The sequence below is a fragment of the Limnochorda pilosa genome (assembly GCF_001544015.1).
GTDB classification, from domain to species: domain Bacteria; phylum Bacillota; class Limnochordia; order Limnochordales; family Limnochordaceae; genus Limnochorda; species Limnochorda pilosa.
Map to the genome: position 1 here is coordinate 1,142,464 of NZ_AP014924.1, position 25,313 is coordinate 1,167,776.

Annotated in this window: 25 protein-coding genes; 8 read left to right on the plus strand and 17 right to left on the minus strand. The window is 70.5% G+C overall.

The annotated features are described in order from the left end of the window. The first annotated feature begins 65 nt into the window (after nucleotides 1-65). Nucleotides 66-548 (plus strand): DUF3105 domain-containing protein, encoded by a 483-nt coding sequence (locus tag LIP_RS05020; protein WP_068135147.1) that lies wholly within the window; start codon nucleotides 66-68, stop codon nucleotides 546-548. A gap of 101 nt (nucleotides 549-649) precedes the next feature. Here the strand turns inward: LIP_RS05020 and pdxT are convergent, their stop codons facing one another. From pdxT to LIP_RS05055, 9 genes are all read right to left on the minus strand, one after another. Further along, entirely contained in the window at nucleotides 650-1,318 is a 669-nt protein-coding gene (gene pdxT / locus LIP_RS05025) for a pyridoxal 5'-phosphate synthase glutaminase subunit PdxT (protein WP_068135150.1), read from the minus strand. A 2-nt stretch (nucleotides 1,319-1,320) separates the two neighbouring features. Further along, nucleotides 1,321-2,253 carry a pyridoxal 5'-phosphate synthase lyase subunit PdxS gene (gene pdxS, locus LIP_RS05030; protein ID WP_068135153.1) on the minus strand — a complete coding sequence of 311 codons (933 nt, stop codon included), beginning with the start codon at nucleotides 2,251-2,253 and terminating at the stop codon, nucleotides 1,321-1,323. A gap of 428 nt (nucleotides 2,254-2,681) precedes the next feature. Beyond that, complete coding sequence (locus LIP_RS18855; protein WP_158509564.1) at nucleotides 2,682-2,849, minus strand: hypothetical protein; 168 nt, start codon at nucleotides 2,847-2,849, stop codon at nucleotides 2,682-2,684. A 90-nt stretch (nucleotides 2,850-2,939) separates the two neighbouring features. Further along, nucleotides 2,940-3,212: a hypothetical protein gene (locus LIP_RS05035; RefSeq protein WP_144440341.1), complete on the minus strand. Its 273-nt coding sequence runs from the start codon at nucleotides 3,210-3,212 to the stop codon at nucleotides 2,940-2,942. A 2-nt stretch (nucleotides 3,213-3,214) separates the two neighbouring features. After that, nucleotides 3,215-4,111, minus strand: a complete 897-nt coding sequence (locus tag LIP_RS05040; RefSeq protein WP_068135159.1) for a PorV/PorQ family protein — start codon at nucleotides 4,109-4,111, stop codon at nucleotides 3,215-3,217. A gap of 99 nt (nucleotides 4,112-4,210) precedes the next feature. Further along, entirely contained in the window at nucleotides 4,211-5,920 is a 1,710-nt protein-coding gene (locus tag LIP_RS17625; protein ID WP_198409733.1) for an RCC1 domain-containing protein, read from the minus strand. Nucleotides 5,921-6,027: 107 nt separating this feature from the next. Then, entirely contained in the window at nucleotides 6,028-6,276 is a 249-nt protein-coding gene (locus LIP_RS18410; RefSeq protein ID WP_144440342.1) for a hypothetical protein, read from the minus strand. After that, nucleotides 6,276-7,169: a PorV/PorQ family protein gene (locus LIP_RS05050; RefSeq protein ID WP_068135163.1), complete on the minus strand. Its 894-nt coding sequence runs from the start codon at nucleotides 7,167-7,169 to the stop codon at nucleotides 6,276-6,278. The genes LIP_RS18410 and LIP_RS05050 overlap by 1 nt, the downstream gene beginning before the upstream one ends. Further along, nucleotides 7,166-8,587, minus strand: a complete 1,422-nt coding sequence (locus LIP_RS05055) for an RCC1 domain-containing protein (RefSeq protein ID WP_068135168.1) — start codon at nucleotides 8,585-8,587, stop codon at nucleotides 7,166-7,168. The genes LIP_RS05050 and LIP_RS05055 overlap by 4 nt, the downstream gene beginning before the upstream one ends. Before the next feature lie 492 nt (nucleotides 8,588-9,079). Between LIP_RS05055 and LIP_RS05060 the strand changes: the two genes are divergently transcribed. From LIP_RS05060 to LIP_RS05070, 3 genes are all read left to right on the plus strand, one after another. Continuing rightward, nucleotides 9,080-11,281, plus strand: coding sequence for a thioredoxin domain-containing protein (locus LIP_RS05060; protein ID WP_068135171.1), 2,202 nt, complete (start codon nucleotides 9,080-9,082; stop codon nucleotides 11,279-11,281). 119 nt (nucleotides 11,282-11,400) lie between these two features. After that, nucleotides 11,401-11,613, plus strand: a complete 213-nt coding sequence (locus LIP_RS05065; protein WP_068135173.1) for a SelT/SelW/SelH family protein — start codon at nucleotides 11,401-11,403, stop codon at nucleotides 11,611-11,613. 99 nt (nucleotides 11,614-11,712) lie between these two features. Next, a complete protein-coding gene (locus LIP_RS05070; RefSeq protein ID WP_068141564.1) occupies nucleotides 11,713-13,116 on the plus strand; it encodes a phosphomannomutase/phosphoglucomutase in 1,404 nt (467 codons plus the stop codon). A 20-nt stretch (nucleotides 13,117-13,136) separates the two neighbouring features. Here LIP_RS05070 and LIP_RS05075 read toward each other — a convergent pair whose 3' ends face one another. The 8 genes from LIP_RS05075 to LIP_RS05110 form a co-directional block, all read right to left on the minus strand. Next, nucleotides 13,137-13,844, minus strand: a complete 708-nt coding sequence (locus tag LIP_RS05075; RefSeq protein ID WP_068135176.1) for a Crp/Fnr family transcriptional regulator — start codon at nucleotides 13,842-13,844, stop codon at nucleotides 13,137-13,139. Next, nucleotides 13,831-15,048, minus strand: coding sequence for a FecR family protein (locus tag LIP_RS05080; protein WP_068135179.1), 1,218 nt, complete (start codon nucleotides 15,046-15,048; stop codon nucleotides 13,831-13,833). Before LIP_RS05080 ends, LIP_RS05075 begins: the two co-directional genes overlap by 14 nt. Before the next feature lie 34 nt (nucleotides 15,049-15,082). Then, nucleotides 15,083-15,709: a hypothetical protein gene (locus LIP_RS05085; RefSeq protein ID WP_144440343.1), complete on the minus strand. Its 627-nt coding sequence runs from the start codon at nucleotides 15,707-15,709 to the stop codon at nucleotides 15,083-15,085. Nucleotides 15,710-15,855: 146 nt separating this feature from the next. Then, the gene (locus tag LIP_RS05090) at nucleotides 15,856-17,640 is read right to left on the minus strand and encodes a CHASE2 domain-containing protein (RefSeq protein WP_068135184.1); all 1,785 of its coding nucleotides are present in this window, start codon (nucleotides 17,638-17,640) and stop codon (nucleotides 15,856-15,858) included. 5 nt (nucleotides 17,641-17,645) lie between these two features. After that, nucleotides 17,646-18,056: an ATP-binding cassette domain-containing protein gene (locus LIP_RS18415; protein ID WP_068135186.1), complete on the minus strand. Its 411-nt coding sequence runs from the start codon at nucleotides 18,054-18,056 to the stop codon at nucleotides 17,646-17,648. Beyond that, complete coding sequence (locus tag LIP_RS05100) at nucleotides 18,053-19,042, minus strand: mechanosensitive ion channel family protein (protein ID WP_198409736.1); 990 nt, start codon at nucleotides 19,040-19,042, stop codon at nucleotides 18,053-18,055. The genes LIP_RS18415 and LIP_RS05100 overlap by 4 nt, the downstream gene beginning before the upstream one ends. Before the next feature lie 61 nt (nucleotides 19,043-19,103). Beyond that, nucleotides 19,104-19,739 carry a uracil-DNA glycosylase gene (locus LIP_RS05105; protein WP_198409737.1) on the minus strand — a complete coding sequence of 212 codons (636 nt, stop codon included), beginning with the start codon at nucleotides 19,737-19,739 and terminating at the stop codon, nucleotides 19,104-19,106. A gap of 217 nt (nucleotides 19,740-19,956) precedes the next feature. Further along, the gene (locus LIP_RS05110) at nucleotides 19,957-21,093 is read right to left on the minus strand and encodes a citrate synthase (protein WP_068135191.1); all 1,137 of its coding nucleotides are present in this window, start codon (nucleotides 21,091-21,093) and stop codon (nucleotides 19,957-19,959) included. Nucleotides 21,094-21,545: 452 nt separating this feature from the next. Here LIP_RS05110 and LIP_RS05115 point away from each other — a divergent pair, with 452 nt between their 5' ends. From LIP_RS05115 to LIP_RS05130, 4 genes are all read left to right on the plus strand, one after another. Beyond that, complete coding sequence (locus LIP_RS05115; RefSeq protein WP_082725890.1) at nucleotides 21,546-22,790, plus strand: quaternary amine ABC transporter ATP-binding protein; 1,245 nt, start codon at nucleotides 21,546-21,548, stop codon at nucleotides 22,788-22,790. Then, a complete protein-coding gene (locus LIP_RS05120; protein ID WP_068135194.1) occupies nucleotides 22,787-23,656 on the plus strand; it encodes an ABC transporter permease in 870 nt (289 codons plus the stop codon). Before LIP_RS05115 ends, LIP_RS05120 begins: the two co-directional genes overlap by 4 nt. Nucleotides 23,657-23,686: 30 nt before the next feature. After that, entirely contained in the window at nucleotides 23,687-24,610 is a 924-nt protein-coding gene (locus tag LIP_RS05125) for a glycine betaine ABC transporter substrate-binding protein (RefSeq protein WP_068135197.1), read from the plus strand. Nucleotides 24,611-24,707: 97 nt separating this feature from the next. Next, on the plus strand, nucleotides 24,708-25,310 hold the full coding sequence (locus LIP_RS05130; RefSeq protein WP_068135200.1) for a DedA family protein: 603 nt from the start codon (nucleotides 24,708-24,710) through the stop codon (nucleotides 25,308-25,310). The last annotated feature ends 3 nt before the right edge of the window (nucleotides 25,311-25,313 follow it).

Here is a 25,313-nt window from a genome sequence, read left to right on the forward strand (position 1 = left end):
AGCGGCGACGGTCTCCGGTCCAGGTCCGGAACACCTGGCTCATGGTTGGAGGCGCGGCAGCCCTGGTGGTGACAGGCCTTGTGGTCTGGAGGCTGGGTGCAGGCAGTCCCCCGGTTCCCGCACTCGCGGCCGTGGAAAACGTACCCGTCGAGGGGCGCCAGCACGTCCCGGCAAGCGTTTCCCCTGAGTATCGCAGCCTGCCGCCCACCTCGGGGCCCCACTACGACGGCGTTGCCCTTCCGGGCTTCCACGAGACCCTGCCGCAGCTGGGCCTCCTGGTTCACAACCTCGAGCACGGGCACGTGGTGATCTACTACCACCCCGACGCCCTGAGCGACGAGGTCGCGGAGCACCTGCAGAAGCTGACCCGGTGGTACACGGGCCCGTGGGACGCGGTGTTGGCCGTGCCCTGGCGGGACGACCCCGAGCACCCGCTGATCCTCACCGCCTGGGGGAAGAGGCTGCCGTTACGGGCTTACGACCGCGCCGCCGTGGACGCCTTCGTGGACGCGTACCGAGGCCGGGGCCCCGAGCACCCCGTTCGGTGAGAAGGCGGGACCGCCGGGCTGCGCCGGTGAGAGCCCCGCCGCCCCTGACACGGAACCCAGGCGCTTTGGGGCGCTGCTCGCCGGCGGATCCGCGGGGCCCCTCAGCCGGCCCGTGCCACCGGAGTCCGGCCCTCCCGGCCCATGGCCATCTCCACGAACAGGCGGTGCAGTCGCAGGTCGGGCGTGAGCTCAGGGTGGAAGCTGCCGGCCAGCAGCCGGCCTCGCCGGACCAGGACGGGCTCCTCGGCATGGCGGGCCAGCACCTCCACCCCGTCGCCCACCCAGGCGACCCGGGGCGCTCGGATGAAGACGCCCGGGAAGGGTTCGGGTCCGAGCACGGGGATCTCGAGGGGTGCCTCGAAGGAGGCCACCTGCCGCCCGTAGGCGTTGCGGCTCACCCGGAGGGGAAGGAGTCCCAGCGCCCTCGGATCCCGGGGGTCGGGGGGCTCGATGCCGTCGCTCAGAAGGATCATACCGGCGCAGGTCCCGTAGAGCGCACCGCCCTCGGCGGCGAAGGCCCGGAGGGCTTCGGGCCAGCCGTCGCGCCGGCCCAGGCGCTCGTGCGCGGTGCTCTCGCCTCCGGGAAGGATGAGTCCTGCCAGACCCTCCAGCACCGAGGGTGAGCGGACGGGGACCGCCTCGGCCCCCGCCGCCCTCAGATGCGCCAGGTGCTCTCCCACCGATCCCTGCAAGGCCAGGACGCCCACGCGGGGCCGGATTCCGAACCGGTCGCCCGCCTCGGACGTCGCCGACCGTCCATCCTGGGACACCCTCACCACCCCCGCCCCTGGATCCGCTCCGCCTCGGCCATGCGGCTCGTGTCCAGGCCGGGCATCGCCTCGCCCAGGCCCCGGGAGACCTCGGCCAGCACCGCAGGCTCGTCGTAGTGGGTGCACGCCTCGACGATGGCCCGGGCGCGGGCCGCCGGGTTCTGGGACTTGAAGATGCCTGAGCCGACGAAGACGCCGTCCGCCCCGAGCTGGCGCATGAGCGCCGCGTCCGCCGGGGTGGCGATGCCGCCGGCCGCGAAGTTGACCACCGGCAGCCGGCCTTCCTCGGCCACCCGCACCACCAGCTCGTAGGGCGCCCCCAGCTCTTTGGCCGCCGTCATCAGCTCCTCCCGGGGAAGCCGGGTAAGGCGGCGGATCTCGTCCTGCACGGTGCGCATGTGCCGGACGGCCTGCAGCACGTCGCCGGTGCCTGCCTCGCCCTTGGTGCGGATCATGGCGGCGCCCTCGCCGATGCGGCGGAGCGCCTCGCCCAAATCGCGGGCCCCGCAGACGAAGGGCACCTTGAAGGCGTGCTTGTCGATGTGGAAGCGCTCGTCGGCGGGGGTGAGGACCTCGCTCTCGTCGATGAAGTCGACGCCCAGGGCCTCGAGAATCTGCGCCTCTACGAAGTGGCCGATGCGGACCTTGGCCATCACCGGGATGGTCACCGCCTCCATGATGGCGGTGATCACCGTAGGGTCGGCCATGCGGGCGACTCCGCCCTGAGCCCGGATGTCGGCGGGCACCCGCTCCAGGGCCATGACGGCCACCGCGCCCGCCTCCTCGGCGACCTGGGCCTGCTCGGGGGTGGTGACGTCCATGATCACCCCACCCTTCAGCATCTGGGCGAGGCCCGACTTGACGGTGAAGGTGCCCGTGCGGGCGGCAGCGTCCTCGGTGGCCTGACCAGCGGGCACGGGCTCGTGCGATGCCATGGGACTCTCGTCTCCTTGAGGCCGGAGGGCAGGGCAGTGGGCGGATCCGCAGAACACGGAGGCCGGGACCGGCGGTCCGGGCGGGTCCATCGAAGAGGTCCCGTCGGAAGGCAATCCCAGCCGGGAGGCGGGTCGAAGGGGCGGCGGGCAGGCTGCGGAGAGCCTGCCGAAGCCGTGGGACCCTCGCCCAGTCGGACTGTACCGTCGGTTCCGGGTTCGCACCGGATCACGCGTTGAGGCGGATGGACTCGTCCCGCCGCTCCTCGTGGTCGGGTCGCGGACGACCCTGCCGCGAAAGCCTGCGGGCATCACCACCGGTCGGGAATCGGGAGCCTTCGCCCGTGTGGGAGGCACCCTCACCCTGCCCCGAAGGCCATGAATTGTCGCCGGTATCCGCGGGACGGACCCACGGAGCCGGCACCCTGATTCTAGCGCTCAGCCCGCCGGCTGACAATGGGCACCTCACCGTTCGGAACCCTCCACGGCCAGATCGACATCGCTTCCTGATGGCCGCCCCCTGGGCGATGGGCGGAAAGCCCCTCGCCCAGGAGGGCCACCACCACGACGGCCACGAGCCGAGCGAATCGAACGAACACGTGCCTCACTCCTTAGCACACGCGCGTCAACGGAATCCCACAGGGATCTGGGACATACCGAGAGAGCCACCCTCTGCTGCAGAGGAACCGTCAGCGCAGCACCACCAGCCGGCCTTCGGACAGCAGGCCCCCTCCGGGTAGCATCACCTGGTAGAAGTAGAGGCCCGAGGGGGCCGGCGCACCGTCGAGGGTGGTGAGGTTCCAGGTATGGATCCCCCGGCCCGCGGACAGCGCGGCCCAGTGGATGCACTTCCCCGTCACGGTGTGCACCTCCAGCAACGCCGGGTGGTCGAGGTCCAGGTGGAAGTGGACGGCCTCTCGAAAGGGCGAAGGACCGTGGGTCACGGGAACTGCGGGTTTCACGATCAGAACCGCACCTCCAGCGAAAGCCGGTGGGTACCGCCCAGCAGCGGCGGCTGCTCGTAGGCGTACTGGACCGAGACGGACCCCAGGTCCAGCCCCAGTCCGCCGGTGTAGGTCACGTGGTTCAGCCGGAGCTGCTCCTCCCAGCGCAGCCCTGCCCGCAGGGTGACGAAGGACGCCGTCCGGTACTCGGCCCCCACCCGGAGGGGGCCGGGGAGCTCCTGGTCCAGAGCTACGGTCAGGCGCTCGGCCGCGTAGGCCAGCCCGAGGACGACCGCAGGATCGAACGCATCGGAGCTTCCGGTGCTGTAGCGCATCCGCCCTCCCAGGTTCCGGAAGGTCAGCCCCAGCCGGTAGGGGGTGCCGGGCGGAGAGGAGAGGATCCCCGCGTCCAAGGCGAACCCCGAGCCCGTCTCGCTTCCCAGGGCCTGATGGTCGTACTTGAGGGAGAGGGCGAGGTGGTCCGCAGGGTTGAAGGCATGGGCGTAGGACAGGATCAGGAGCTGCTCGGAGGCTGCAAGGTCGGGCCCCGAAGGGTTGCCCATGGGATCGGTGGCCGGGATGTCGTCAACCCGGTAGCTCAAGTAGGCGGCGCCGAAGCCGGGCCAGGCGACGCCCAGGGCGTAGCTGTCGAAGAGGCCGAAGGGGCTGGCGTAGAGGGAGGTGAGCTGAGCGGTCCGGAGGGTGGCCAGGCCGGCGGGGTTGTAGTAGAGGGCATTGGCGTCGTCGGCCAGGGCGGTGAAGGCGCCGGCCATGCCCAGGGGCCGGGCGCCGAGGCCGAAGGCGGTGAGGGGTGCGGTGCCCGAGGGATCCTGCGCCCGCGCAACTGCGGGAAACAGCAGCGAGAAGAGCAGCAGGGCACCCAGGATTCTGATGGCGATCATGCGGCTGCTTGCCATGAGCGCCCACCTCCTTTTGTGGGTGTGCACCGTCATCGACTCCCATCCGTGAACTCGCGTGAAGCTCCCAAGAGGTGAGCTCGTCGTGCCGGAGGTTGCTTACCGAATCACCAACAGCTTTCCAACTGGAGAGCGAGATCCGTCGCTTCGCACCACGAGGTACAGGTAGACGCCGTTGGCGAGCGGGCGCCCATCGTCGCCTGTGAGGTTCCACGCGAGGTCCCGAGTTCCGGAGGGCACCTCCTGGTGCCAGGCCAACCGGCCGGAGGCGGCGTAAACGTAGAGAGTGCCTCCGACATCGGGCCCGAAGTGGAAGGTGACGGTGCTCGAGGCCGGGCTGGGGCCGTGAGCGACCTCCTCGGAGCGCACGGCCGTGAGAGTGACGGTGTCTGGGGCGCTGTCGCTGGTCCCGTCGTTCACCACGAGCTGGACCACGTAGTCGCCCGCCAGGTCGGGGGTGAAGGAGGGCGTCGCCGTGCTGGCACCGGCGAGGGTGGCGGTGCTCCCGGCAGGCTGAGAGGTGAAGGACCAGGCGTAGGTGAGCGGGTCGCCCTCGGGGTCCGAGGAACCCGAGCCGTCGAGGGTGACGGGCGCGCCCAGGGGGACCGGTCGATCCGCCCCGGCGTTGGCCGAAGGGCGGAAGTTGACCTGGGAAGGAACCGGGCGGTCGATCAACGTGCCGTCGCCCAGTTGCCCGCTGTCGTTGCTTCCCCACGCCCAGAGGGTTCCATCGCTCTTGAGCGCCAGGCTGTGCCTCGTCCCGCCGGCGATGGCCACGGGGTCGGTCAGGCCGCTCACCTGGACGGGCGTGCTGCGGTTGGCCGTTGATCCGTCGCCCAGCTGGCCATAGACGTTGGATCCCCACGCCCAGACGCTCCCGTCGTTCCTGAGGGCCAGGTTGTGGAAGGACCCGCTGGCAACGGCGGCGACGCTGGTGAAGAGGCCTGTCCCACCCGGTCCCTTCACCTGCACGGGTACCCCGCTGGTGGTGGTCGTCCCATCCCCCAGCTGGCCGGCGCCGTTGGATCCCCACGCCCAGACCGTCCCGTCGCTCTTGAGCGCCAGGCTGTGGCTGGTGCCGCCAGCAAGTTCGGCGGCGTTGGTCAGGAAACCGGTCCCACCTGCTCCCTTCACCTGCACGGGTACCCAACTGTTGGTGGTCGTCCCATCCCCCAGCTGGCCGGAGGAGTTGTCTCCCCACGCCCAGACCGTCCCGTCGCTCCTCAGCGCCAGGCTGTGGAAACCTCCAGCGGCGATGGCGATGATGTCGATCAGGACACCCGTTCCGCCGGGCCCTTTCACCTGCACCGGCGTTGAGTGGTCGGTCTGCGTACCGTCCCCCAATTGGCCGTAGAAGTTGTATCCCCAGGCCCAAACGGTCCCGTCGCTCTTCAACGCCAGGCTGTGGAAGACTCCAGCAGCGACGGCTACGATACCGGACAGGCTACCAACCTGGACTGGGGTCCGGCGATCGGCGGTCGTGCCGTCGCCCAGCTGGCCGAGAAAGTTGCCTCCCCACGCCCAGGCGGTTCCGTCGCTCTTCAGCGCCAGACTGTAGGATTGCCCACCGGCAACGGCGACGAGGCCGCTCAAGCCGCTTACTTGGACGGGCGTGCGGTGGTAGGTGGTCGTCCCGTCTCCGAGTTGGCCGTTGCTGTTGCTTCCCCACGCCCAAGCCCCTTGACCGTCTCGTAGCGCAAGGCTGTGGTCGTTCCCGCCGTCGAGCACGGTGTCGGCGCTCGCGGTGGGAGCAAAGGTCAGGAGCGTGATCAGGATCAGGCAGGTAAACCAAAGAGAATGCCTCTTCACTCCAGGATCCTCCTTGCCGTCGCTTGCGGCGGGAGACGTCGTCCGTTTCCACCGCGTCCGGAGCGAACTCGGGGCGAGGGAAACGCGTCCGGAGCCTCGCTCGAAGATCATGATGGAGCCCATAGGACCATCTGGTTCGGTCCAGTCCGATGCGGCGCGAGGGTGACGAGGTTGATGGTGACCGTATCGGGATCGCTGTCGCTGGTGCCGTCGTTCACCACGAGCTGGACCACGTGGCGGCCGGGCAGGTCCGGTACGAAGGAGGGCGTCGCCGTGTTGGCGCCCGTGAGGGCTGCAGTACTCCGCGCCCTTGGGGCCGTTGCGCGCCGGCGGCGGACGTTCTGCGGACGCTCCATCAGAACTGCACCCCCAGGGAGATCCTGTGGGTACGGTCCAGCACCGGCGGCTGCTCGTAGGCGTACTGGATGTCGTAGGGGTCGAAGGTGAGGCCGAGCCCCGCGGTGAAGGTGACCCCCTCCGCGGAGCGGAGCCCTGCCCGCAGGGCGACGAACTCGCTTACGGGGTACTCGGCCCCCAGTCGGACGGGCCCGGGCAGGTCCTTGTCCAAGGCCAGCACCAAGTTCCCGAGCCGGTAGGCGCCGCCCAGGACCAGGACGGGGTCGAAGGCATCGGTGCTCCCGGTGGAGTAGCTCACCTGGCCGAGCGCGTTGCGGGCGGTGAGCCCGGCCCGGTAGGGGGCTCCGTCGGGACCCCAGAGAAGCCCCAAGTCCAGGGTGAACCCGGAGCCCGAGACGGTCTCGATGCTCTGGCGATAGTACTTGACGGTCATCCCCAGGTCCACGGGTCCCACCGTCCGGGCGTAGGAGCCCAGGAAGAGCTGCTCGCCCACGCCGAACGTGGAGCCGCTCTCGGCGCCGAACTCGTCTGTGTAGGGGATATTCCCCACCGCGTAGGTGAGGAAGGCTCCGCCGAGGCCCCGCTGGGCGTAGCCGACGGCGAAGGTGCCGAAGAGGCCTCCGTACTGGCTGGCGTAGAGGGAGGTCACCTCGTGGCCTTCCAGGTGGGTGAGGCCTGCGGGGTTGTAGTGGAGGGCGTTGGCGTCGTCGGCGAGGGCGGTGAAGGCGCCGGCCATGCCCAGGGGGCGGGCGCCGAGCCCGAAGGCGGTCAGAGGCGCGGTGCCGGTGGGATCCTGGGCAGCGGCCGAGGGGGCTACTGGGGAAATCCCAAGCGCAAGCGCGAACACCCAGGCGATCAGCGTTGCCGTGAGCGAATGGCGGAGGAACCTCACCGTTGCACCACCAACCTTCCAATCGAGCTGCGCGTCCCATCCTGTCCGACCAGCCGGTAGAGGTAGAGCCCGCTTGCCAGAGGAGCACCGCTCGAGCTGACCAGGTTCCACGTCCGTTGGGTGTCCCCGGCATGCACCTGGGCCGACCAGACCAGCCGCCCGGCGACGTCGTGCACGTACAGCGTCCCGGAGGTGGCGCCTTCGAAGTAGAAGGTGACCGAGCCCGAGGCCGGGTTGGGACCGTGGGTGATCGCGCCGGCGCGGGCCACGGGGGGCGAGTTCGGGAAGATGACCTGGACGGGAGCGTTTCGTCCTGTGGTCGTCCCATCGCCCAACTGGCCCGAGAGGTTGGCGCCCCACGCCCAGACGCTTCCGTCGCCCTTCCTGGCGAGGGCGTGGAAGCCCCCAGCTGCGATCTCCTCGACACCGGAGAGGCCGTTTACCTGGACGGGGGTCAGGCGCTGGGTGCTAGACCCGTCTCCCAACTGCCCGAACGCGTTGTCGCCCCAGGCCCAAAGGGTCCCATCGTTCTTGAGCGCCATCCCATATCCGCCCCCGGCGGAGATGGACGTGATGCCGGTCAAGCCGCTCACCTGGACGGGGGTCCACCGGTCGGTGGTCGTCCCGTCGCCCAGGTGGCCGAAGGTGTTGACCCCCCACGCCCGGACGGTGCCGTCAGAGATCAGGGCGAGGCTGTGTGCGCCCCCGGCGGCAATGGCCGCTACACCCGTCAGGAAGCCCGTCCCGCCTGTGCCCTTCACCTGCACCGGGGTCGTCGCCGGGGCTTTCGTTCCATCGCCCAGTTGACCGGAGCCATTGTCTCCCCAGGCCCAGACGGTCCCGTCACCCTTGAGCGCCAGGCTGAAGTAACCTCCGGCGGCGATGGCGACGGCATCGCTCAGGCCGCTCACCTGCACGGGCGAGAGGCGGCCGGTGATGGAACCGTCGCCAAGCTGGCCGTAGCGGTTGTCTCCCCAGGCCCAGACGGTCCCGTCGCTCCTGAGCGCCACGCTGTGGTAGGCTCCGGCGGCGATGGCGATGACGCCGCTCAGGCTGCTCACCGGAGCAGGCGTCGGGCGGTGGAGGGTCGACCCGTCGCCCAGTTGCCCGTAGTCGTTGTGGCCCCATGCGTACACGCTTCCGTCGCTCCTGAGCGCCATGCTATGGTAGTCCCCGCCCGCGATGGCGGCGACGTCGCTCAGGCTACTCACCTGCGCGGGGGTCGGCCGATCGGTGGTCGATCCGTCCCCCAGTTGGCCGAACTCGTTGTCTCCCCACGTCCAAAGGACAGATCCGTCCCGCAGCATGAGGCTGTGGAAAAGCCCGGCGTCGAGTACGGAGCCGGCCATCGCGTGGGATGGGAGGTTCAAGAGCGCGATCAGGACCACCCCGGTGAACCAGAGAGAGTGCCTCTTCACCCCAGGATCCTCCTTGTTGTTGCTCACGCCAAGAGAAGCCGTCCGCTGGCACCGCGTCCACGGCGACGCGGCCGCGTTCGAGCGTCATCATAGGCCAGGGAGGGTGAAGGAGGGTCTCAATCCTGTCTCAACTTTCCACGACCCGGGGACGCCAGGGAGGCGAAGAGCCCGACAAGGGCGGGGGCGCGCCGCAGGCACGTGTCACCGTAGGATCACCACGCGGCCTTCGGCTACCATGCCCCCTCCGCAGCATGGGGATGGCACGGGATCTGGAGCGGCTCCTCCCTGCGTGCCGGTTTGGAGCCGTTCCGGGGCCACAGCAGGCGCTTCTGGTGCGCTGAACCGCCTTCGAATTCGCGAGGGCGCAGGAATCCCGGAAGGGGGATCCTCCGCCCATTCCCGTTTGCCGGGTCGGGGGATCGCCGAAGGAGGGAAGGAAGACCGCCCCCGCCGTGGTTATACTGCCCAGAGGAAACCTTGGAGGGTCGTGCCATGACCGAAGGGCAGGAAACACGGAAGACCCGGCAGCCCAACCGCCTCGTGCACGAGCAGAGCCCCTACCTGCTCCAGCACGCGTACAACCCCGTGGACTGGTACCCCTGGGGTGACGAGGCCCTGGCCAGGGCCCGGGCCGAGGACCGGCCCATCCTGCTCAGCATCGGGTACTCGGCCTGCCACTGGTGCCACGTGATGGAGCGGGAGTGCTTCGAGGACCCGGAGATCGCCGGCCTCATGAACCGGAACCTGGTCTGCGTGAAGGTGGACCGGGAGGAGCGGCCGGACCTGGACCACGTCTACCAGCAGGCCGCGCAGCTCCTGGGCGCTCAGGGCGGCTGGCCGCTCACCGTCTTCCTCACGCCTCAATGCGTGCCCTTCTACGCCGGCACCTACTTCCCCCCCGCGGAGCGCTTCGGGATGCCCGCCTTCCCCCGAGTGGTGGAGACGGTCTGCCGCATCTACCGGGAGGACCGGGCCAGGGTGGAGCAGGTGGTGGGGCAGGTGCAGGCAGGCCTCCGCATGCTGCAGGACCCCGTCCGGGCGGCCCTGGCGGGGCGAGGGGACGGGGTCCGGCCTCCCGGGCCGGGCAGCGCCCGCGCCCTTGTCGAGCATGCCCTCCGCTGGCTCGACGAGCACGCGGACCGGCAGGAGGGGGGCTTCGGCAGCCAGCCCAAGTTCCCCAACGTGCCGCTGATCCGCCTCTTCCTGGCCGAGGCCCGCTACGGGCAAGAGGGACGGGAGGACCCCCACGTGCGCCACGCCCTCTTGACCCTGGACAAGATCCTGGCCGGAGGCATCCACGACCAGCTGGGCGGGGCCTTCCACCGGTACTCCACGGACCGCCGCTGGCGGGTGCCCCACTTCGAGAAGATGCTCTACGACAACGCCCAGATCCCCCTGGCGCTCCTGGAGGCCTACCAGCTGACGGGCGAGGATCGTTACCGGACCGGTGCCGAGCGGGCCCTGGAGTACCTGCTGCAGGAGATGCGCCACCCCGAAGGCGGCTTCTACACGAGCCAGGACGCGGACGCCGGCGGCGTGGAGGGGGGAACCTTCCTCTGGACGCCCGGCGAGATTCGGGCCGTGCTGGACCCTGACCAGGCCCGCCTGGCCGAGGCCTGCTTCGGGGTGACCTCCCGCGGGGACCTGGAGGGGCGGAGCGTCCTCCACCGGGCGCTGGAACCGGAGGAAGCGGCCCGGCGCTTCGGGCTCCCTGCCGAGGAGGTGGCGCGCCGGCTGGAGGAGGCCCGCCGGCGGCTCCTGGAAGCCCGGGGGAAACGGGTCCAGCCGGAGCGCGACGATAAGGTGCTGGCGGGCTGGAACGGGCTCGCCATCGTCACCTTCGCCCGGGCAGGGGCGGTGCTGGGTGAGGTGCGCTTCGTGGAGGCGGCCCGGCAGGCCCTCGACTTCGTGCTCCGGCACCTGGTGCGGCCCGACGGAGGCCTCCTGCGCAGCTACCGGACACATGCCGCGCCGATTCCGGGTCACCTGGAGGACCACGCCTACCTGGCCTGGGGCTGCCTGGAGCTCTACCAGGCCACCTTCGAGCCGGCCTGCCTTCAGGCGGTGCGAGCGCTGGCGGAGGCCATGGTCGATCGGTTCTGGGACGCCGAGGGCGGAGGCTTCTTCCTCTCCCCGCCGCCCGAGGGGAACGGATCGGGCGATGCGCTGGTCTTCCGGCCGAAGGAGGCGACGGACCAGTCCCTCCCCGCGCCCGCGGCCGCGGCGGGGTGGGCCCTCTTGGCCCTCCACTCGCTCATGGGCGAGGACCGCTGGCGGGAGCTCGCGGGACGGCTGCTCCAGCTCTACCGCCCGCAGATGGCGGAGAACCCATGGGGAAGCGGCAGTCTCCTGCTCCTCCTGGAGGTGTACGAGAGCGGATGGCACGAGGTGACTGTGGCCGCGCCTCCCGGGGCCGGAGCCGGCACCCTGCGGCCCTGGCTGGAGGCGGTGCACGGCCCCTTCGCACCGGATCGGCTGGCCGCGGGAACGGCGCCCCTGCGGCCGATCTTTGGCAGTACGCCCGCCGCGCTCCCCGCCTCCTGGAGCAAGCCCCTGCCCGAGCCGCTGCCGGTCTTGGAGGGTAAGGCGCCGGAGCGGGGCCGGGTCCGGGGGTTCCTCTGCCGCCGCTTCACGTGCACCCCGCCCCTGGCCAGCCCGGAGGAGCTGAGGCAGCGGCTCGCGGGCACGGCCTAGGACTTTCCATCGGGGCGTCTGCAGGGTAGAATAGCCTCTTGGGAGGTGCACCCACCTTGAGTACCCACGAGGATGCCACGGTGCGCATCGAGATCGAGTACTGCACCCAGTGAGGGTACCTGGGCCGAGCCGCCAGTTTGGCGGAAGAGATCCTGGGTCGCTGGAAGAATCGCATTGAAGGCCTCACCCTCCGCCCGTCCCGAGGGGGGCGCTTCGAAGTGTCGGTGAACGGCAAGTCGATCTTCTCCAAGGCTGAGCTGGGGCGGCATGCCGAGGCCGGCGAGGTGGCGGGCCGGTTGGAAGAGCTGATCGGCGCGTCCGAGGGCCATTGACGCGGGTGCCCGCGGGTGGCCCGGAATCCGCTGGCCCGCTCGCGGGATGGAGCCCGCGCATCAGCGCCCGCCAACCGAAAGGAGCGACCTCGCATGCCCGTGAGCGTGCCGTCCAACATCTTTCGCGAGTACGACATCCGGGGTTTGGTGGAGAGCGAGCTGACGCCCCCGGTGATGGAGGTTCTGGGGCGGGCGGCCGCGCGCCGGTTCCGGAGGGAGGGCCAGGAACGGGTGGTGGTAGGGCGCGACAACCGCCTCAGCTCCGACTCCCTGCGAGACGCGCTGGTCCGGGGCCTCGTGTCCGAAGGGATGCGGGTGGCGGACCTGGGCGTGGTCACCACGCCGCTCTTCTACTTCGCCCGGGTGCACTACGGGTTCGACGCGGGCCTGATGATCACCGCCAGCCACAACCCGCCCACCTACAACGGCCTCAAGGTGGCGCTGGGTTTCGCCACCCTCTACGGCGAGCAGATCCAGGAGCTGGGCCGCATGGCCCGCCAGGCGGCGGCCGAGGAGCCGCCACTGGGTGCGGTCGTCTCCGGGGAGGGCCGGGTGGAACACCTGGACCCCTCCGGTGAGTACCTGCGGATCCTCCAGGAGAAGCTCCGCCTCGCCCGGCCGCTGAAGGTGGCCGTGGACTGCGGCAACGGCACCGCGAGCCTCTTCGCGGTGGATTTCCTCACGCGGTTGGGATGTGAGGTCGTGCCGCTCTACTGCGAGTCCGACGGCCGCTTCCCGCACCACCAGCCGGACCCCGTGGAGCGGGAGAACCTGCACGACCTGAGCGAGGTGGTCCGGGCCGAGCGGTGCGACGTGGGTCTGGGCTTCGACGGCGACGGGGACCGGCTGGGCGTGGTGGACGACCAGGGCGAGGTCATGTGGGGCGACGAGATGATGATCCTCTACTGGCGCGAGATCCTCCCCGGGCACCCCGGCGCCACGGCCATCATCGAGGTGAAGTGCTCCCAGGCCCTGGTGGAGGAGGTGGAGCGGCTGGGGGGGCGCCCCCTCTTCTACAAGACCGGGCATTCGCTCATCAAGGCGAAGATGCGGGAGCTGGGCGCCGTCTTCACCGGCGAGATGTCGGGCCACATGTTCTTCGCCGACGAGTACTACGGCTTCGACGACGCCTTCTACGCGGCCGGCCGGTTCCTCCGCATCCTGGCCGCGGATCCCCGCCCCCTCTCGGAGATCCGCCGGACCGTGCCCCGCTACCCCGGCACCGCCGAGACCCGGGTGCCCTGCACCTCCGACGAGGCCAAGTTCCGGGTGGTCCAGGCCTTGCGGGAGCGGTTCGAGAAGGAGTACCGGGTGATCGACGTGGACGGGGCCCGGGTGCTCTTCCCCGATGGGTGGGGGCTGGCGCGGGCCTCCAACACCCAGCCGGTGATCGTGGCCCGCTGCGAGGGGAGAACCGAGGGGGCCCTGGCCCGCATCGAAAGGGTGATGAAGGAGGCGCTCACCGCGTTCCCCGAGGTGGGCGACTTCCAGTGGGCGCACTGATCGCCCATCCCTGATTGCTCCTACGCGTCCTCGGGAAAGAGGGCCAGGATCCGGCGGCGATCCACCAGCAGGCCTCCCCGGTGCCGCCCCAGCACCAGGCCCCGCGTCTCGAGCCGCCCGAGGGCTCGGTTGACGGACTCGCGAGTGGTCGCTACCATGCTGGCCAGCTCGTCCTGCGTCACCCGTAGCCGCTGGGGGGTGCCGGGAGGGGTGGAGGTGGGGACTGGCTCTTGCAGGGCCAGCCGTCGCAGCACGCGCAGGAGCCGCTCGGGCACCGGCCCGGCCGCGGCCTCTTCGAGCTGATGGTCCGCCTCCCGCAGCCGGCGGGCCAGGATCTGGATCAGGTTCAGCGACAGCTCCGGGTCGGTGCGGAGGAGCTCCAGGAATGCCTTCCGTCGCAGGCGCCAGAGCCGGGTGGCCTCCACGGCCTGCACGGTGGCGGATCGTTCGAGCCCGTCGAGGAGGGCCATCTCCCCCAGCACGTCTCCGGCGGCCAGGTGGGCCAGGGTGCGATCTCGCCCGTCGGGTGACGTGCGGAAGACCCGGAGGCGGCCGCTTTCCACCAGGTAGAGAGCGTCGCCGGGGTCCGACTGGAAGAAGACGAAGGCGCCCGCCTCCAAGCCCACCGGCTCCAGGTGGGCCGCGAGGGCGCGCCGGGTCGGATCCGGCAGGGCCTTCAGCAGGGAGGAGCGCACGAGCAGAGCGCACAGCTCGTCAGGGTCCCTCACACCGGGCTTCCCCGGCGCTCCAGCCGTCGTCTTCTTCCGGCGATGCGTGTTCCCGGTCGTCTTGCCCGTCGCCCCCAGGCCCGTTCTCATCCTTGTCGGGCTCATCATCGGACTCCTCGTCCGTTGCGCCGTCCTCGCGGTTCGTACCGCTGCCCTCGTCGTCCTCCCGCTCACCGCGGTCCCTGTCCTGGTCGCCGACTGGCTTCTCCTCAGCTTCCGATTCCTCCCCCGGGGGCTCGGAGCCCAATCCACCCGAGGAACCGGAGGAGACCTGCGCGTCCAGGGCAAGCAGCCAGGCGAGGAGGCCGGAACGCTCTCCGTCCTCGGCGCCCTGCACCTCTTCGATGAGCTGGCGTCTGAGCTCGTGGTTCTGGGCCAGGTCCTCCTCCACCAGGGGCCTCAGGTCTGCGATCCAGCGGAAGCGATCGTCCTCGGACTCCTCCCGGAGATCGTCCAGGTCCGAGCGGAAGTCGGGCTCGTGGGCCTCGCCCTCCTCCCGGAAGTCTTCGGCATCTGCAGGGTCGCCCTCCCACAGGTCGTCGTCCCATCCAGGCAGGCCGTCGTCCGGATCGCCGGGGACGGGCCCCGTACGTTCCCCCTCGGCACGGGCGTTGGCCACCGCACCGGCGGCCACCAGGACCCGGCGGGCACGGCTGCGAAGCTCCACCACGCCGTGGGCCACGTAGAGTCTGGTTTCACCCGTGGGAGCTACGCTCAGCCGGAAGCGAGTGCCCCGCACGCCGGCCACGGCCGTGGGCGTCTCGACCTCGAAGCGCCAGAGGCGGCTCAGGCCCGAACGAAGCTCCGCCCACACCGCGCCCAGGCGCACGAAAGCTGCTCGAAACGGAGGGAGATCGCCCGGCAGGCGCACGTGGCCGGCAGTGGCCACCACCACCGCCGTCCGGTAGGCGCCCCCCACGGTCACGTGCGTATCCGGCTCGATCCAGAGGCGTGCAGCCTCCGCACGATACGCGAGTTCGGCCCGCCCGGTGGTACCCGTGCGGACCTGGTCCCCAGGAGCCAGGGGAAGGCCGGCGGTGAGCGGCATCCAGGTACCGCTCCCCGCCGCCCGCCACTGCGCCTCGCCCGAGGCCCAGACCACCGCAGCCACGGGTTCCTGTGCCGCGACGCCGCCCCGCCACGAAATCAGGGCGGCGAGAAGCAAGAACCAGGCGGTGATGGACCTGATGGGCAGAGTAGCCATCCCCTGTCCGAGGGATCAGCCCGCCGCCGCGAGCTCAGCGGCCACGGGCCTGCGTCCCGTCATCCTTGTCATCCGAGCTGCCGTCGTCCTGGTCGTCGGAGCTGCCGTCTTCATTGTCGTTCGAATCCTCATCGGTGCTGTCGTCGTCGGAGTCCTCGTCGCTCTGGCGGTCCCGGTTCCGATCGTGGTCCTCATCCTGATCCTGGTCCCGATCGCGGTCCTGGTCCTGGTCCTGGTCCGAGTCGTCGGCGGCATCGTCAGCAGAGTCTTCCTGGGAAGACTGCTCTCGTTCCCGCTGCTGCTCCTGGGCCTGGACCTGCTCCCGGAGACGCTGGGCCTCGGTGGACCCCACGGCCTCCAGAAGATCGCCCGGCTTCACGACGGCGGGGCCAGGACCGCCTCGGGCGGCCTGCACCTGCTCCATCAGCCGCGCCTGCTCCTCGACGGTGAGCTGGTTCAAGGCCTGGAAGAGGAGCTGGAGTTCGGCCTCGTCGTCCTCGACGATGCGCACCGCCGCCTCCGCCTGCGCCTGGTCGGTCCAGTAGAGGCCCTTGTCGGGGCTCCACTCGATCCACCCAGCTGCTTCCACACCGGTAACGAGGAAGCCTGCAACCAAGATCCAAGCAAGCGCCCAAGCCGCGAACATCCTCGTGCTGCGCACCTGCTGCACCTCCCTTGGGGATCGTGGGTCCGTAGCCCGACCCTGACCCCATCATCGGCCGGGCGAGCCCTGCGTTCCGTGACGGGTGTCACACAACGCCGGGCGTTTGGCGAAGGGCAGAGTGCAGCCGCCCGTGCCTTCCTGAATCATGGATCGGTCGGGTTCGACACCTCCTGGAGGACGCCGGCCCTGGGTTCGGCCGGCAGGCGGTACACCTCCGCCGGCTCGTCTCGGCCACGAATGGGGAGGCGCTCGGGGCCCTCCCAAGGAGGTCCCGGGGTGAACCCGGCCCGATCGAAGACGGCCCGGGTCGCCACGACCTCACCCGGCGCCGCCGCCTTCTCGAGCCGGGCACAGAGGTTGACGGGGTCGCCCACCGCCGTGTAGTCGAGCCGTTCGGCGGTGCCCACACTCCCCGCGATCACCTCGCCCGAATGGAGGGCGATGCGGGCCTGCAGCACGGGCGCGCCGGCCAGGCCCCGGGCCTCGTTCAAGGCTAGCAGGGAGCGACGGATCTCCTCGGCCACCGCCAGCGCCGCGCGGGCGTGGCCGGGGTCGGGCAGGGGCGCCCCGAAGAGGGCCAGGAGGCCGTCGCCCACGTACTTGTCCACCATGCCGCCCGCCTCCAGGACGGGGCGCGCCATGGCCTCGAGGTAGGCGTTCAGGGCCTCCACGGCCTCCTCGGGCGGCCGATCCTCAGCGAAGCGGGTGAACCGGCAGAGGTCCGTGACGAGCACCGTCACCTCCAACCGGCGGCCGCCGGGGCCGGCCGCAGCACCCGGGCGGAGCAGCTCCCGTAGCACGGCCGGGCTCACGTACCGGCCGAAGGTGGCTTCCACCCGGGCTCGACGGTGCCGTTCCCTCATGTAGGCCTCCAGCCCCACCACCAGCTGCCCGCCGCCCAGGGCCGCCGCCGCGGGCGCGAGCTCCAGCCACACGCCCGCCCTCGCGAAGGCGGCCACGGCTGTGACGCCGTAGATCACCAGGGCCTGAAGGGGGAAGAAGAGCGCGGCGGAATGGCCGGTCCGGAGCACCGAGGCGGCGATGGCCAGGACGACCAGGAAGATGGCCAGGCTGGCCCCGGGTACCCGCCGGATGGGCTCGGGATCCAGCAGGGCCCGCACCGCGTTGGCGTGGAGGAAGACGCCCGGCACGGGTCCCAGCCGGCGCAGCGCCGTGAGGTGGCGGTCGCCCAGCCCGGGCGCGGTGGCCCCCACCAGCACGATGCGCCCGCGCAGGGCTTCCGGGGGGACGCGCCCATCCAGCACCGCCACGTAGGAGAACGTTGGGAAGAGGTCCTCGGGGCGCAGCGGGGAGCGGAGGACGGGAGGGCGCCGGAGGTCGAGCCAGAGCGTGGTGGGTCCCCCGGCTTCCTGTAAGCCGCCGACCCGGGCGAGCAGCACGGAGAGGGGCTCCGTGCCCCTGCCTGTGGCCGGCAGGGGAAGGCGCCGTACGGCTCCGTCGGGATCCAGGGGGAAGCGGATGGAGCCCAGACCGGTTGCGGCCTGGGCGAGGGAGGCGTGGGGAGCCTCGGGGCCGGCCGGTAGGAAAACCGGCATGGAGGCTGCGGACTGGGCCACGGCCCGGGCCAGCGCCTCGTCCCCGCGTTCTCCCGTGGGCTCGGCGAGGATCAGGTCCAGCCCCACCGCCGCGGCCCCGGCCGCGGCCAGCGTCTCCACCAGCCGCGCGTGGCGCTCGGCGGGCCATGGCCAGCGCCCCAGCGCCTCCAGGGAGGGCTCGTCCACCGCGACCACGGCCAGACGCGACGCGGTGCCCGAGGGCGACCCGGCCAGGAAACGGGCCGACACCCGGAGGTCGTACAGGGGTCGCTCCAAGGGCTCGAGCGCGCCGGCGGCCCACAGGAGCAGGGTGACCGCGCCGGCGGCGAGGAACGGCAGGGACGGGGCTGCCCTTCGGGCGAAAGGGCGCATGGCGGTCAGGTGATCCTTTCCAGCGCATCCCGGGCCAGTAGGCTGAGCACCGGCTCCGACAGGGTGGCGGGGCGCACCCGGAAGCCGATGGGGCGCACCCCGCCGGTCTGCAGCCAGGAGACCAGGGCGTCGCCCTCGTCCAGGTTGTCCTCCTGGGCCACCGCGCTTATCAGCGCCTTGATGGCGCCGGGCGCCCGATCCACGTCGTGCCCCAGAACCTGCAGGCTGCCGCCGCTGCGAGGGATGCGGGCCGTCAGCATGCGGATGGTGGTGGTCTTGCCCGCGCCGTTGGGGGCCAGGAACCCGTAGCACTCCCGAGGCCGGATGGCGAAGTCGATGCCGCGCACGGCCTCCACGGAGCCGAGGCGCCTGGCCAGGTTCCGGGCCAGCACGATGGGCTGGCCGGGGTCGGTCACGCGCCCGCCCCCCCGGAGGGCCGGTCGCTCTCGGCTGCCGCCTGGGTCGCGCCGAGCCGCCTGAGGACCTCCTCCACCACCCGGTCCGCGTCGGTCTGTCCGGTTTCCACCTGAACGCGAAAGGCCTGAGAGGCGCTGCCCCAGTAAAGGCTGGTGTGGGGGAAGGGGATCTCGATCCCTTCCGCGTCGAACCGCTTCTTGATCCGCCGCCGTAGCTCGCGTCCCACCTGCCACTGCTTCAGGGGAAGGGTGGTGATCATGGTCTTGATGGTGACGCCGGAGGCTCCGAAGTCGTCCACCCCCAGGACCTCCAGGGGCTGCACGATCAGGGGCCGGTACTCGGGGTCCTCTTGCAGCTCCTGCCCGATGGACCGCAGGACCTCCATCACCCGGTCCACGTCCTCCTTGTACGCCACGCTCACGTCGATGACGTAGCGGGACCACTCCTTGGTGAGGTTGGAGACCGTCTGGATCGAGCCGTTGGGGAAGACGTGCACCGTCCCGTTCAGGTCCCGCAGCACGGTGGTGCGGGGATTGATGGCCTGCACCAGCCCGCCCGTGCCGTTGATGACGGCCACGTCGCCTACCCGGATCTGGTCCTCGGCCAGGATGAAGAAGCCACTGATGAAGTCCCGCACCAGGTTCTGGGCGCCGAAGCCGAAGGCGAGGCCGCCCACGCCGGCGGCGGTGAGGAGGGCGGCGGTGTTCACCCCCAGAACCTGGAGGCCCATGATGACCGCAACGGTCCAGATGGCCGCCGAGGCCACCTTCTCGACGATGGTGAGGAGCGTCTGGATGCGTCTCTGGCGCTCCTCGCTCCGCTCCGGGTGCCGCCCGAAGGCCTCGTCCAGCCGGTGGATGAGGGGGCGGCTCACCCGGTTGAGGACCCAGGCCAGCACCAGCACCAGCGCGAGGCGTGCCACGGCCGAGAGGAGCTGGGGGGCCCAGCGATCGAGCTGGGCGAGGTTCGCGAGAAACTCCTGCACGGCAGGTTCCTCCTCTCGGGGCGCGCACCAGCGCCTGACTTCCGGCATCGCCTCTAGCTTATCAGACTCGGGCGGCCGCGGCCAGCCCCGAGGCGCCCTCGAGAAGCGAGCGGGCCTGAGCGAAGACGGCGTGCCACATCTCCCGGGTGAGCCGGCCCGTCTGGGTGTTCTGCCGGCTCGGGTGGTAGCTCGCAAGCAGGTAGCGCGGCCGGCCGTCCGGCAACTCGGTGACGGCGCCGTGCTGGAAAGCCGGGCGGCCCTGGAGGCGACCCTGTTCCATCAGCAGCCGGGTGTACGTGTCGAACGCGATGCGGCCGAGGAGGATCACCACCTGGACCCGGTCGAGCACGGCCAGCTCCCGCTCCAGGAAGGGCCGGCAGGCGAGGATCTCTTCGCGGGTCGGCTTGTTGTCCGGCGGGGCGCACCGCGCCGAGGCCGTGAGGTAGCTTTCGCGGAGCTCGAACCCGTCATCCCGGTGGGTGGAGGTGGGCTGGGTCGCGAAGCCGTACCGGTGGAGCGCCTCGGCCAGCCAGTCGCCCGACGCGTCGCCAGTGAACATGCGCCCGGTGCGGTTGGCCCCGTGGGCCGCCGGGGCCAGCCCCACGATGAGCAGGCGGGCGTTGGGGTCGCCCAGGCCCGGAACCGGCAGGCCCCAGTACTCCTGGTCTCGAAAGGCCCGCTTTCGTGTCCGGGCCACGTGTTGGCAGTGCGCTCGCAGGCGGGGGCAGGCCCGGCAAGCGACGACGGCCTGTGCGATCCGCGCCAGGGCTTCGATCTCGGGTGCTGCGGGGGATTCGATAGGGTCCACCTCCTGAGCGAATCGGAGCCCCGGCGGGGTCGCCGGGGCTCCGACGGGGCCGCGAACCGGTGGGGTCGCGGCCGGGCGGCCGCCGCCGGCGCGGCGGCCTGCGACGTCAGCGCTGGTCGATGGGCACCAGGGTCCTCGGTGCCGGGCCGATGTACTCGGCACGCGGGCGGATGAGCCGGTTGTTGTCGTACTGCTCCACGATGTGGGCCGCCCACCCCGAGATGCGGCTCATGGCGAAGATGGGGGTGAACAGGTCCGTCGGGATCCCCATCACGTAGTAGCAGGTGCCGGAGAAGAAGTCGACGTTGGGGTAGAGCGCCTTCTCGCCCAGCTCCTCGATGACGACCCGCTCCACCACGTCGGAGATCCGGTACCACCGATCCTCCCCCGACTCCTCCGCCAGCTGGCGCGACATCTCCTTGAGGAAGCGGGCCCTCGGGTCGTAGGTCTTGTAGACCCGGTGCCCGATCCCCATGATCTTCTCCTTCCGCTCGAGCTTCGCCCGCACCCACGCCTCGGCCTTCTCGGGATCGCCGACGGTCTGCAGCATCTCCATGACCCTCTGGTTGGCCCCGCCGTGCAGGGGGCCCTTGAGGGCGCCGATGGCCGAAGTGACCGCCGAGTACATGTCGGACAGGGTCGCGGCCGTCACTCGGGCGGCGAAGGTGGAAGCGTTGAACTCGTGGTCGGCATGCAACGTGAGGGCCACATCCAGAGTGCGCGCCTCGAGCGACGTGGGCGCGTGTCCCTTCAGCATGGCGAGGAAGCTGGTGGCCACGGACCGTGAGCGGTCCACCGCGGGCGGCGTCTTCCCCTGCCGAATCCAGTGGATACCCGCCACCAGCGTGGGAAGCTGCGCCACCAGGTTGAGCGCCTGTTCGATGGCCGCCTCGTGGGTCACCTGGCCGGAGAGCGGGTCGTACATGGCCAGGGCCGAGACCCCGGTGCGGAGGAGTTCCATGGGCTCCGCCTCCCGAGGGAGGTGCGCCAGCATTTCGAAGACAGCGTCGGGCACCGCCCGGCGCCGGGCCAGCTCCTCGCTGAACGCGTCGAGCTCGTCCCGGTCTGGAAGCTCACCCATGAGCAGCAGGTGGGCCACCTCTTCGTAGGTGGCGTGCTCAGCCAGGTCGCGTATGTCGTAACCCCTGTAGCTCAGGATCCCCTGCTGGCCGTCGATGGTGCAGATGGACGAAGCAGCCGCCACGACCCCTTCAAGGCCCGCCTGAACCGTAGAGTCCGCCATAACCTCTCCTCCCCCAATGGATCGCGGCCGGCCGCGCCTGCGCGGATGACCGCCGGGCGCACCCCCATGCACCCGCCGGGTCACGGCCAGGGATCGTCGCCGGAACGCCCCTGCGCCTGGTCCGAACCGCGATCGTTCTCTTCCACACAATCATTTCGACAGAGGAGGTGAATACCCTCCGAGGATGAACGCAGGGGGCGCCTCGATTGCTACAGGGATCCCTCCATGGCTTTGACAGATCGCCAGACCTTTGTTACCCTGTACGTGCCTGCTTGGCGTGGCGCTACGGGGCCTGGTCTTACATGGATACCCATCTAAGGTACCAAGGACTGCCTCGACATCGGGTTCCACACGCGGCACCGCCGCCTTCCTGAACCGCCACGCCGCCCGAAGCGGGATCCCACGGCGGGGTCCGGCGTGCTTGTTCAGACCCAAGAGCTGGGACGGTGAGAATGGTCGTGCCGGAACTGCGTGTCGAGGGCGTTACCCGGATCTTCGGACCCAACCCGGCCGAGGCGCTTCATCGCCTCCGCCAGGGGGCCGACAAGGAGGAGATCCTCCGCCGCTCGGGGCACACGGTGGCCGTGGCCGATGCACGGTTCCACGTGAACCCCGGCGAGATTTTCGTGATCATGGGGTTGTCGGGAAGTGGGAAGTCTACCTTGCTTCGGTGTATCAACCGGCTGATTGAGCCCACGTCGGGTCGCGTGGTCCTGGACGGAGAAGACGTCACCGCGGCCACGCCTGCCCGGCTTCGGGAGCTGAGACGGCAGCGCATCGGTATGGTCTTCCAGCACTTTGCGTTGCTGCCCCACCGGACGGTCCTCCGGAACGTCGAGTATGGCCTGGAGGTGCGGGGTGTCGCTCCCGAGGAGCGCCGAAAGGCTGCCATGGAGGCCCTGGAGCAAGTGGGTCTGGAGGCGTGGGCGCACCACGCCCCGGACGAGCTCTCGGGAGGCATGAAACAGCGGGTGGGGCTCGCCCGGGCACTGGCGACCCAGGCCGACCTGCTCCTCATGGACGAGGCCTTCAGCGCCCTGGACCCGCTCATCCGTCGGGAGATGCAAGGCGAGCTCCTGGAGCTTCAGGCGAGCCTGAAGCGTACCATCGTCTTCATCACCCACGATCTCAACGAGGCCCTGAGCCTGGGCGACCGCATCGCCATCATGCAGGACGGCCGGATCATCCAGATCGACGCCCCGGAGGGCATCCTGGCCCACCCGGCCAGCGAGTACGTGGCCGCCTTCACCCAGGACGTGGACCGGAGCCGGGTCTTCACCGCCCGAAGCGTCATGCGCCGCCCCGAGACGGTGGTGGCACCAGCGGGTCCACGGGTGGCGCTGCGCAAGATGCGCGAGCTGGGCCTTTCCAGTGTCTTCGTGGTGGACCGCTCGGGCCGCCTGGAGGGCCTCGTGCGGGCCGAACGGGTCGTGGACGCGGTACAGCGGGGTGAACCGCAGCTCGAACCCTTGATGGAGCACGATCTCCCCCACTGTGCCCCCGACACACCCCTGGCGGCCATCATCCCCCTGGCCGCCTCGCAGGCCGTACCCGTGCCTGTGGTGGACGAGCGAGGACGACTGGCAGGCATCGTGCCGCGCGTGGCGCTCCTGGCAGGACTGGCAGGCAACGTCGCCCACCACGCTCACCACACGGGGAACGGCGCAACGACGGTCCAGGTGGCATCGACCCGATGAGCGGCCTGCTGTCCGTCGGCGAGCCTGTCGCGGACCTGGTCCAGTGGATGCGAGGGCCCCTGGCTCCTGCCTTCGACGCGGTGTACACGATCGTTCGCTTCCTGGTCGACGGTCTGTACCATATCCTGCTGCTTCCACCACCGGTGGCACTGGCGGTGATGGCTGGTGCCGCGGCGTGGCTCGTTCGCGGGAGGGGATTCGGCCTCTTTGCCGCCGCGGGCTTCCTGCTGCTGGATGCCATGGGGCTCTGGCGCGACGCCATGTCCACCCTGGCGCTGGTCCTGACCGCGTCCCTCTTCGCGGTGTCCGCGGGGGTCCCGCTGGGCATCTGGGCCAGCCGCTCGCGCGCCGTGAGCGGGGTGGTGCGGCCGCTGCTGGACTTCATGCAGACGATGCCGCCCTTCGTCTACCTGATACCGGCCGTCTTCTTCTTCCGCATCGGGCAAGTACCCGGTGTGGTGGCCACGGTGGTCTTCGGGATGCCACCGGCCATTCGCCTCACCGAGCTGGGTATCCGGCAGGTGGCCCCAGAGGTGGTCGAAGCCGGCAATGCTTTCGGCTCCACGTCCAACCAGCTCCTGATGAAGGTGCAGCTGCCGCTGGCCCTGCCCACCATCATGGCTGGGATCAACCAGGTGATCATGCTTTCCCTCTCGATGGTGGTCATCGCAGGCATGATCGGCGCCGGCGGCTTGGGGGCCGCGGTGGTGCGCTCCCTCACCCAGCTCGACATCGCCCTGGGCTTCGAGGCCGGCCTGGGCGTTGTGATCCTGGCGGTCTTCCTGGATCGCCTCACCGAAGGCCTCGCCAGCGCAAGACGGCGCCGGCCGCGGCCGATACCGGCTTCCGAGCCGCGTTCGGCGTGAATCCCTTCACCACACGTGAGGAGGCTGAGAATGGATCGTATCTCCCTGCGCCCCCGGGCGCTCGTCTCCCTGACCGCATGTCGTACGGCCGGCTGGCGCCACGCGCTGGCCGCCGCGGTCCTTCTGGCGGCACTGGTGGCCGCCCTGGCCGGCCCTGCCGCCGCGCAGGCCGAAGGCGAGCTCACCATCGGCTGGATCCCTTGGGATGAGGACATCGCGGCCACGTACCTGTGGAAGACCCTCCTCGAGGAGCAGGGGTACTCGGTGAACCTGGTGCAGCTCGACGTGGCGCCCCTCTTCGCAGGGCTCGCCGCGGGCAACGTCGACGTCTTCCTGGACAGCTGGCTTCCCGTCACCCACGGCACGTACTGGGAGCGCTTCGGCGAGGAGATCGACGACCTGGGAGTCTGGTACGATCAGGCCGTCCTCGGGCTGGCCGTACCCTCCTACGTCCCCGTGGACTCCCTGGACGACCTGGCGGCGAACGCCGCCCGGTTCGGCCGGAGGATCGTGGGAATCGACGCGGGTGCGGGGCTGATGCGCATCACCCGCAACGACATCATGCCGGCTTACGGCCTGGCCGACTGGCAGCTCCTGGAGGGGAGCACGCCGGCCATGCTGGCCGAGCTGGATCGGGCCATCTCCCGCAAGGAATGGACCGTGGTGACCCTCTGGAGTCCCCACTGGGCGTTCGCGGCCCACGACATCAAGTACCTGAAAGACCCGAAGGGGATCTGGCCGCCCGCCGAAGAGATCCACGTGCTGGCGCGCAAGGGCTTCGCCGGTGAATTCCCCGACGTGGCCCGGTGGCTGGGCGCCTTCAAGATGGGCGACATGCCCCTGGGCACTCTCGAGGCCCTGATCAAGGAACAGTCGGACGCACCCGAGGCTGCGGTCCGGGCCTGGCTCGAGGGTCCCGAGCATCGCGCCCTGGTGGACGGCTGGATCCAGTAGCCCCCATCCCTCTCGATCCCGGTCCTCCCTGGATGCCGCCCCGGCCCCCTGTGGCACCCTGGAGCAGGGGACGTGGGGCGGCGACGGGAGGAACCCGGTGACCGACTGGATCCTGTGGGCCGTGCGGACCTTCGGGTACCCCATCCTGGCGGTGGGGCTCTTCGTGGAGGGGTTGGGTCTGCCCTTTCCGGGGCAGATCACCCTCCTCTTTGCTGGCTTCCTGGCCTCCCGCGGCGACCTGGCCCTGCCCTGGCTGGCCGCGACGGCCGCGGCCGGAGCCCTGGCCGGTACCTTGACCGCCTACGGCATCGGGCGCGGGCAGGGAGGCCGTCTCGCCCGCTGGTTCCAGCGCCTGGGCGTCCCCGCGGAGCGGGTGCGGCAGGCGGAGGAGACCATGGCCCGGTGGGGTGTCTGGGGCTATCTGGTGGGCCGCTTCATCCCGACCCTGGGCAACGTCACCCCGTACCTGGCGGGGGCCGGGGGCGCTGGCCTGGCCGTCTTCTCTGCTGCGGCGGTCCTCCATGTGGCGGTCTGGACCGGGCTCCCGGTGGCGGGCGGTTTCCTCCTCGGCAGCCGGTGGCCGGCCCTGGCCTCGCGGGTGGGCAAGGGCGGCGAGTGGCTGGGGGTGGCAACCTTCTTCGGCTTGCTGGCCTTCTGGCTTTACCGCAGGACCCGGCGCCGACGGCAGCCCGCCCCGTGACCG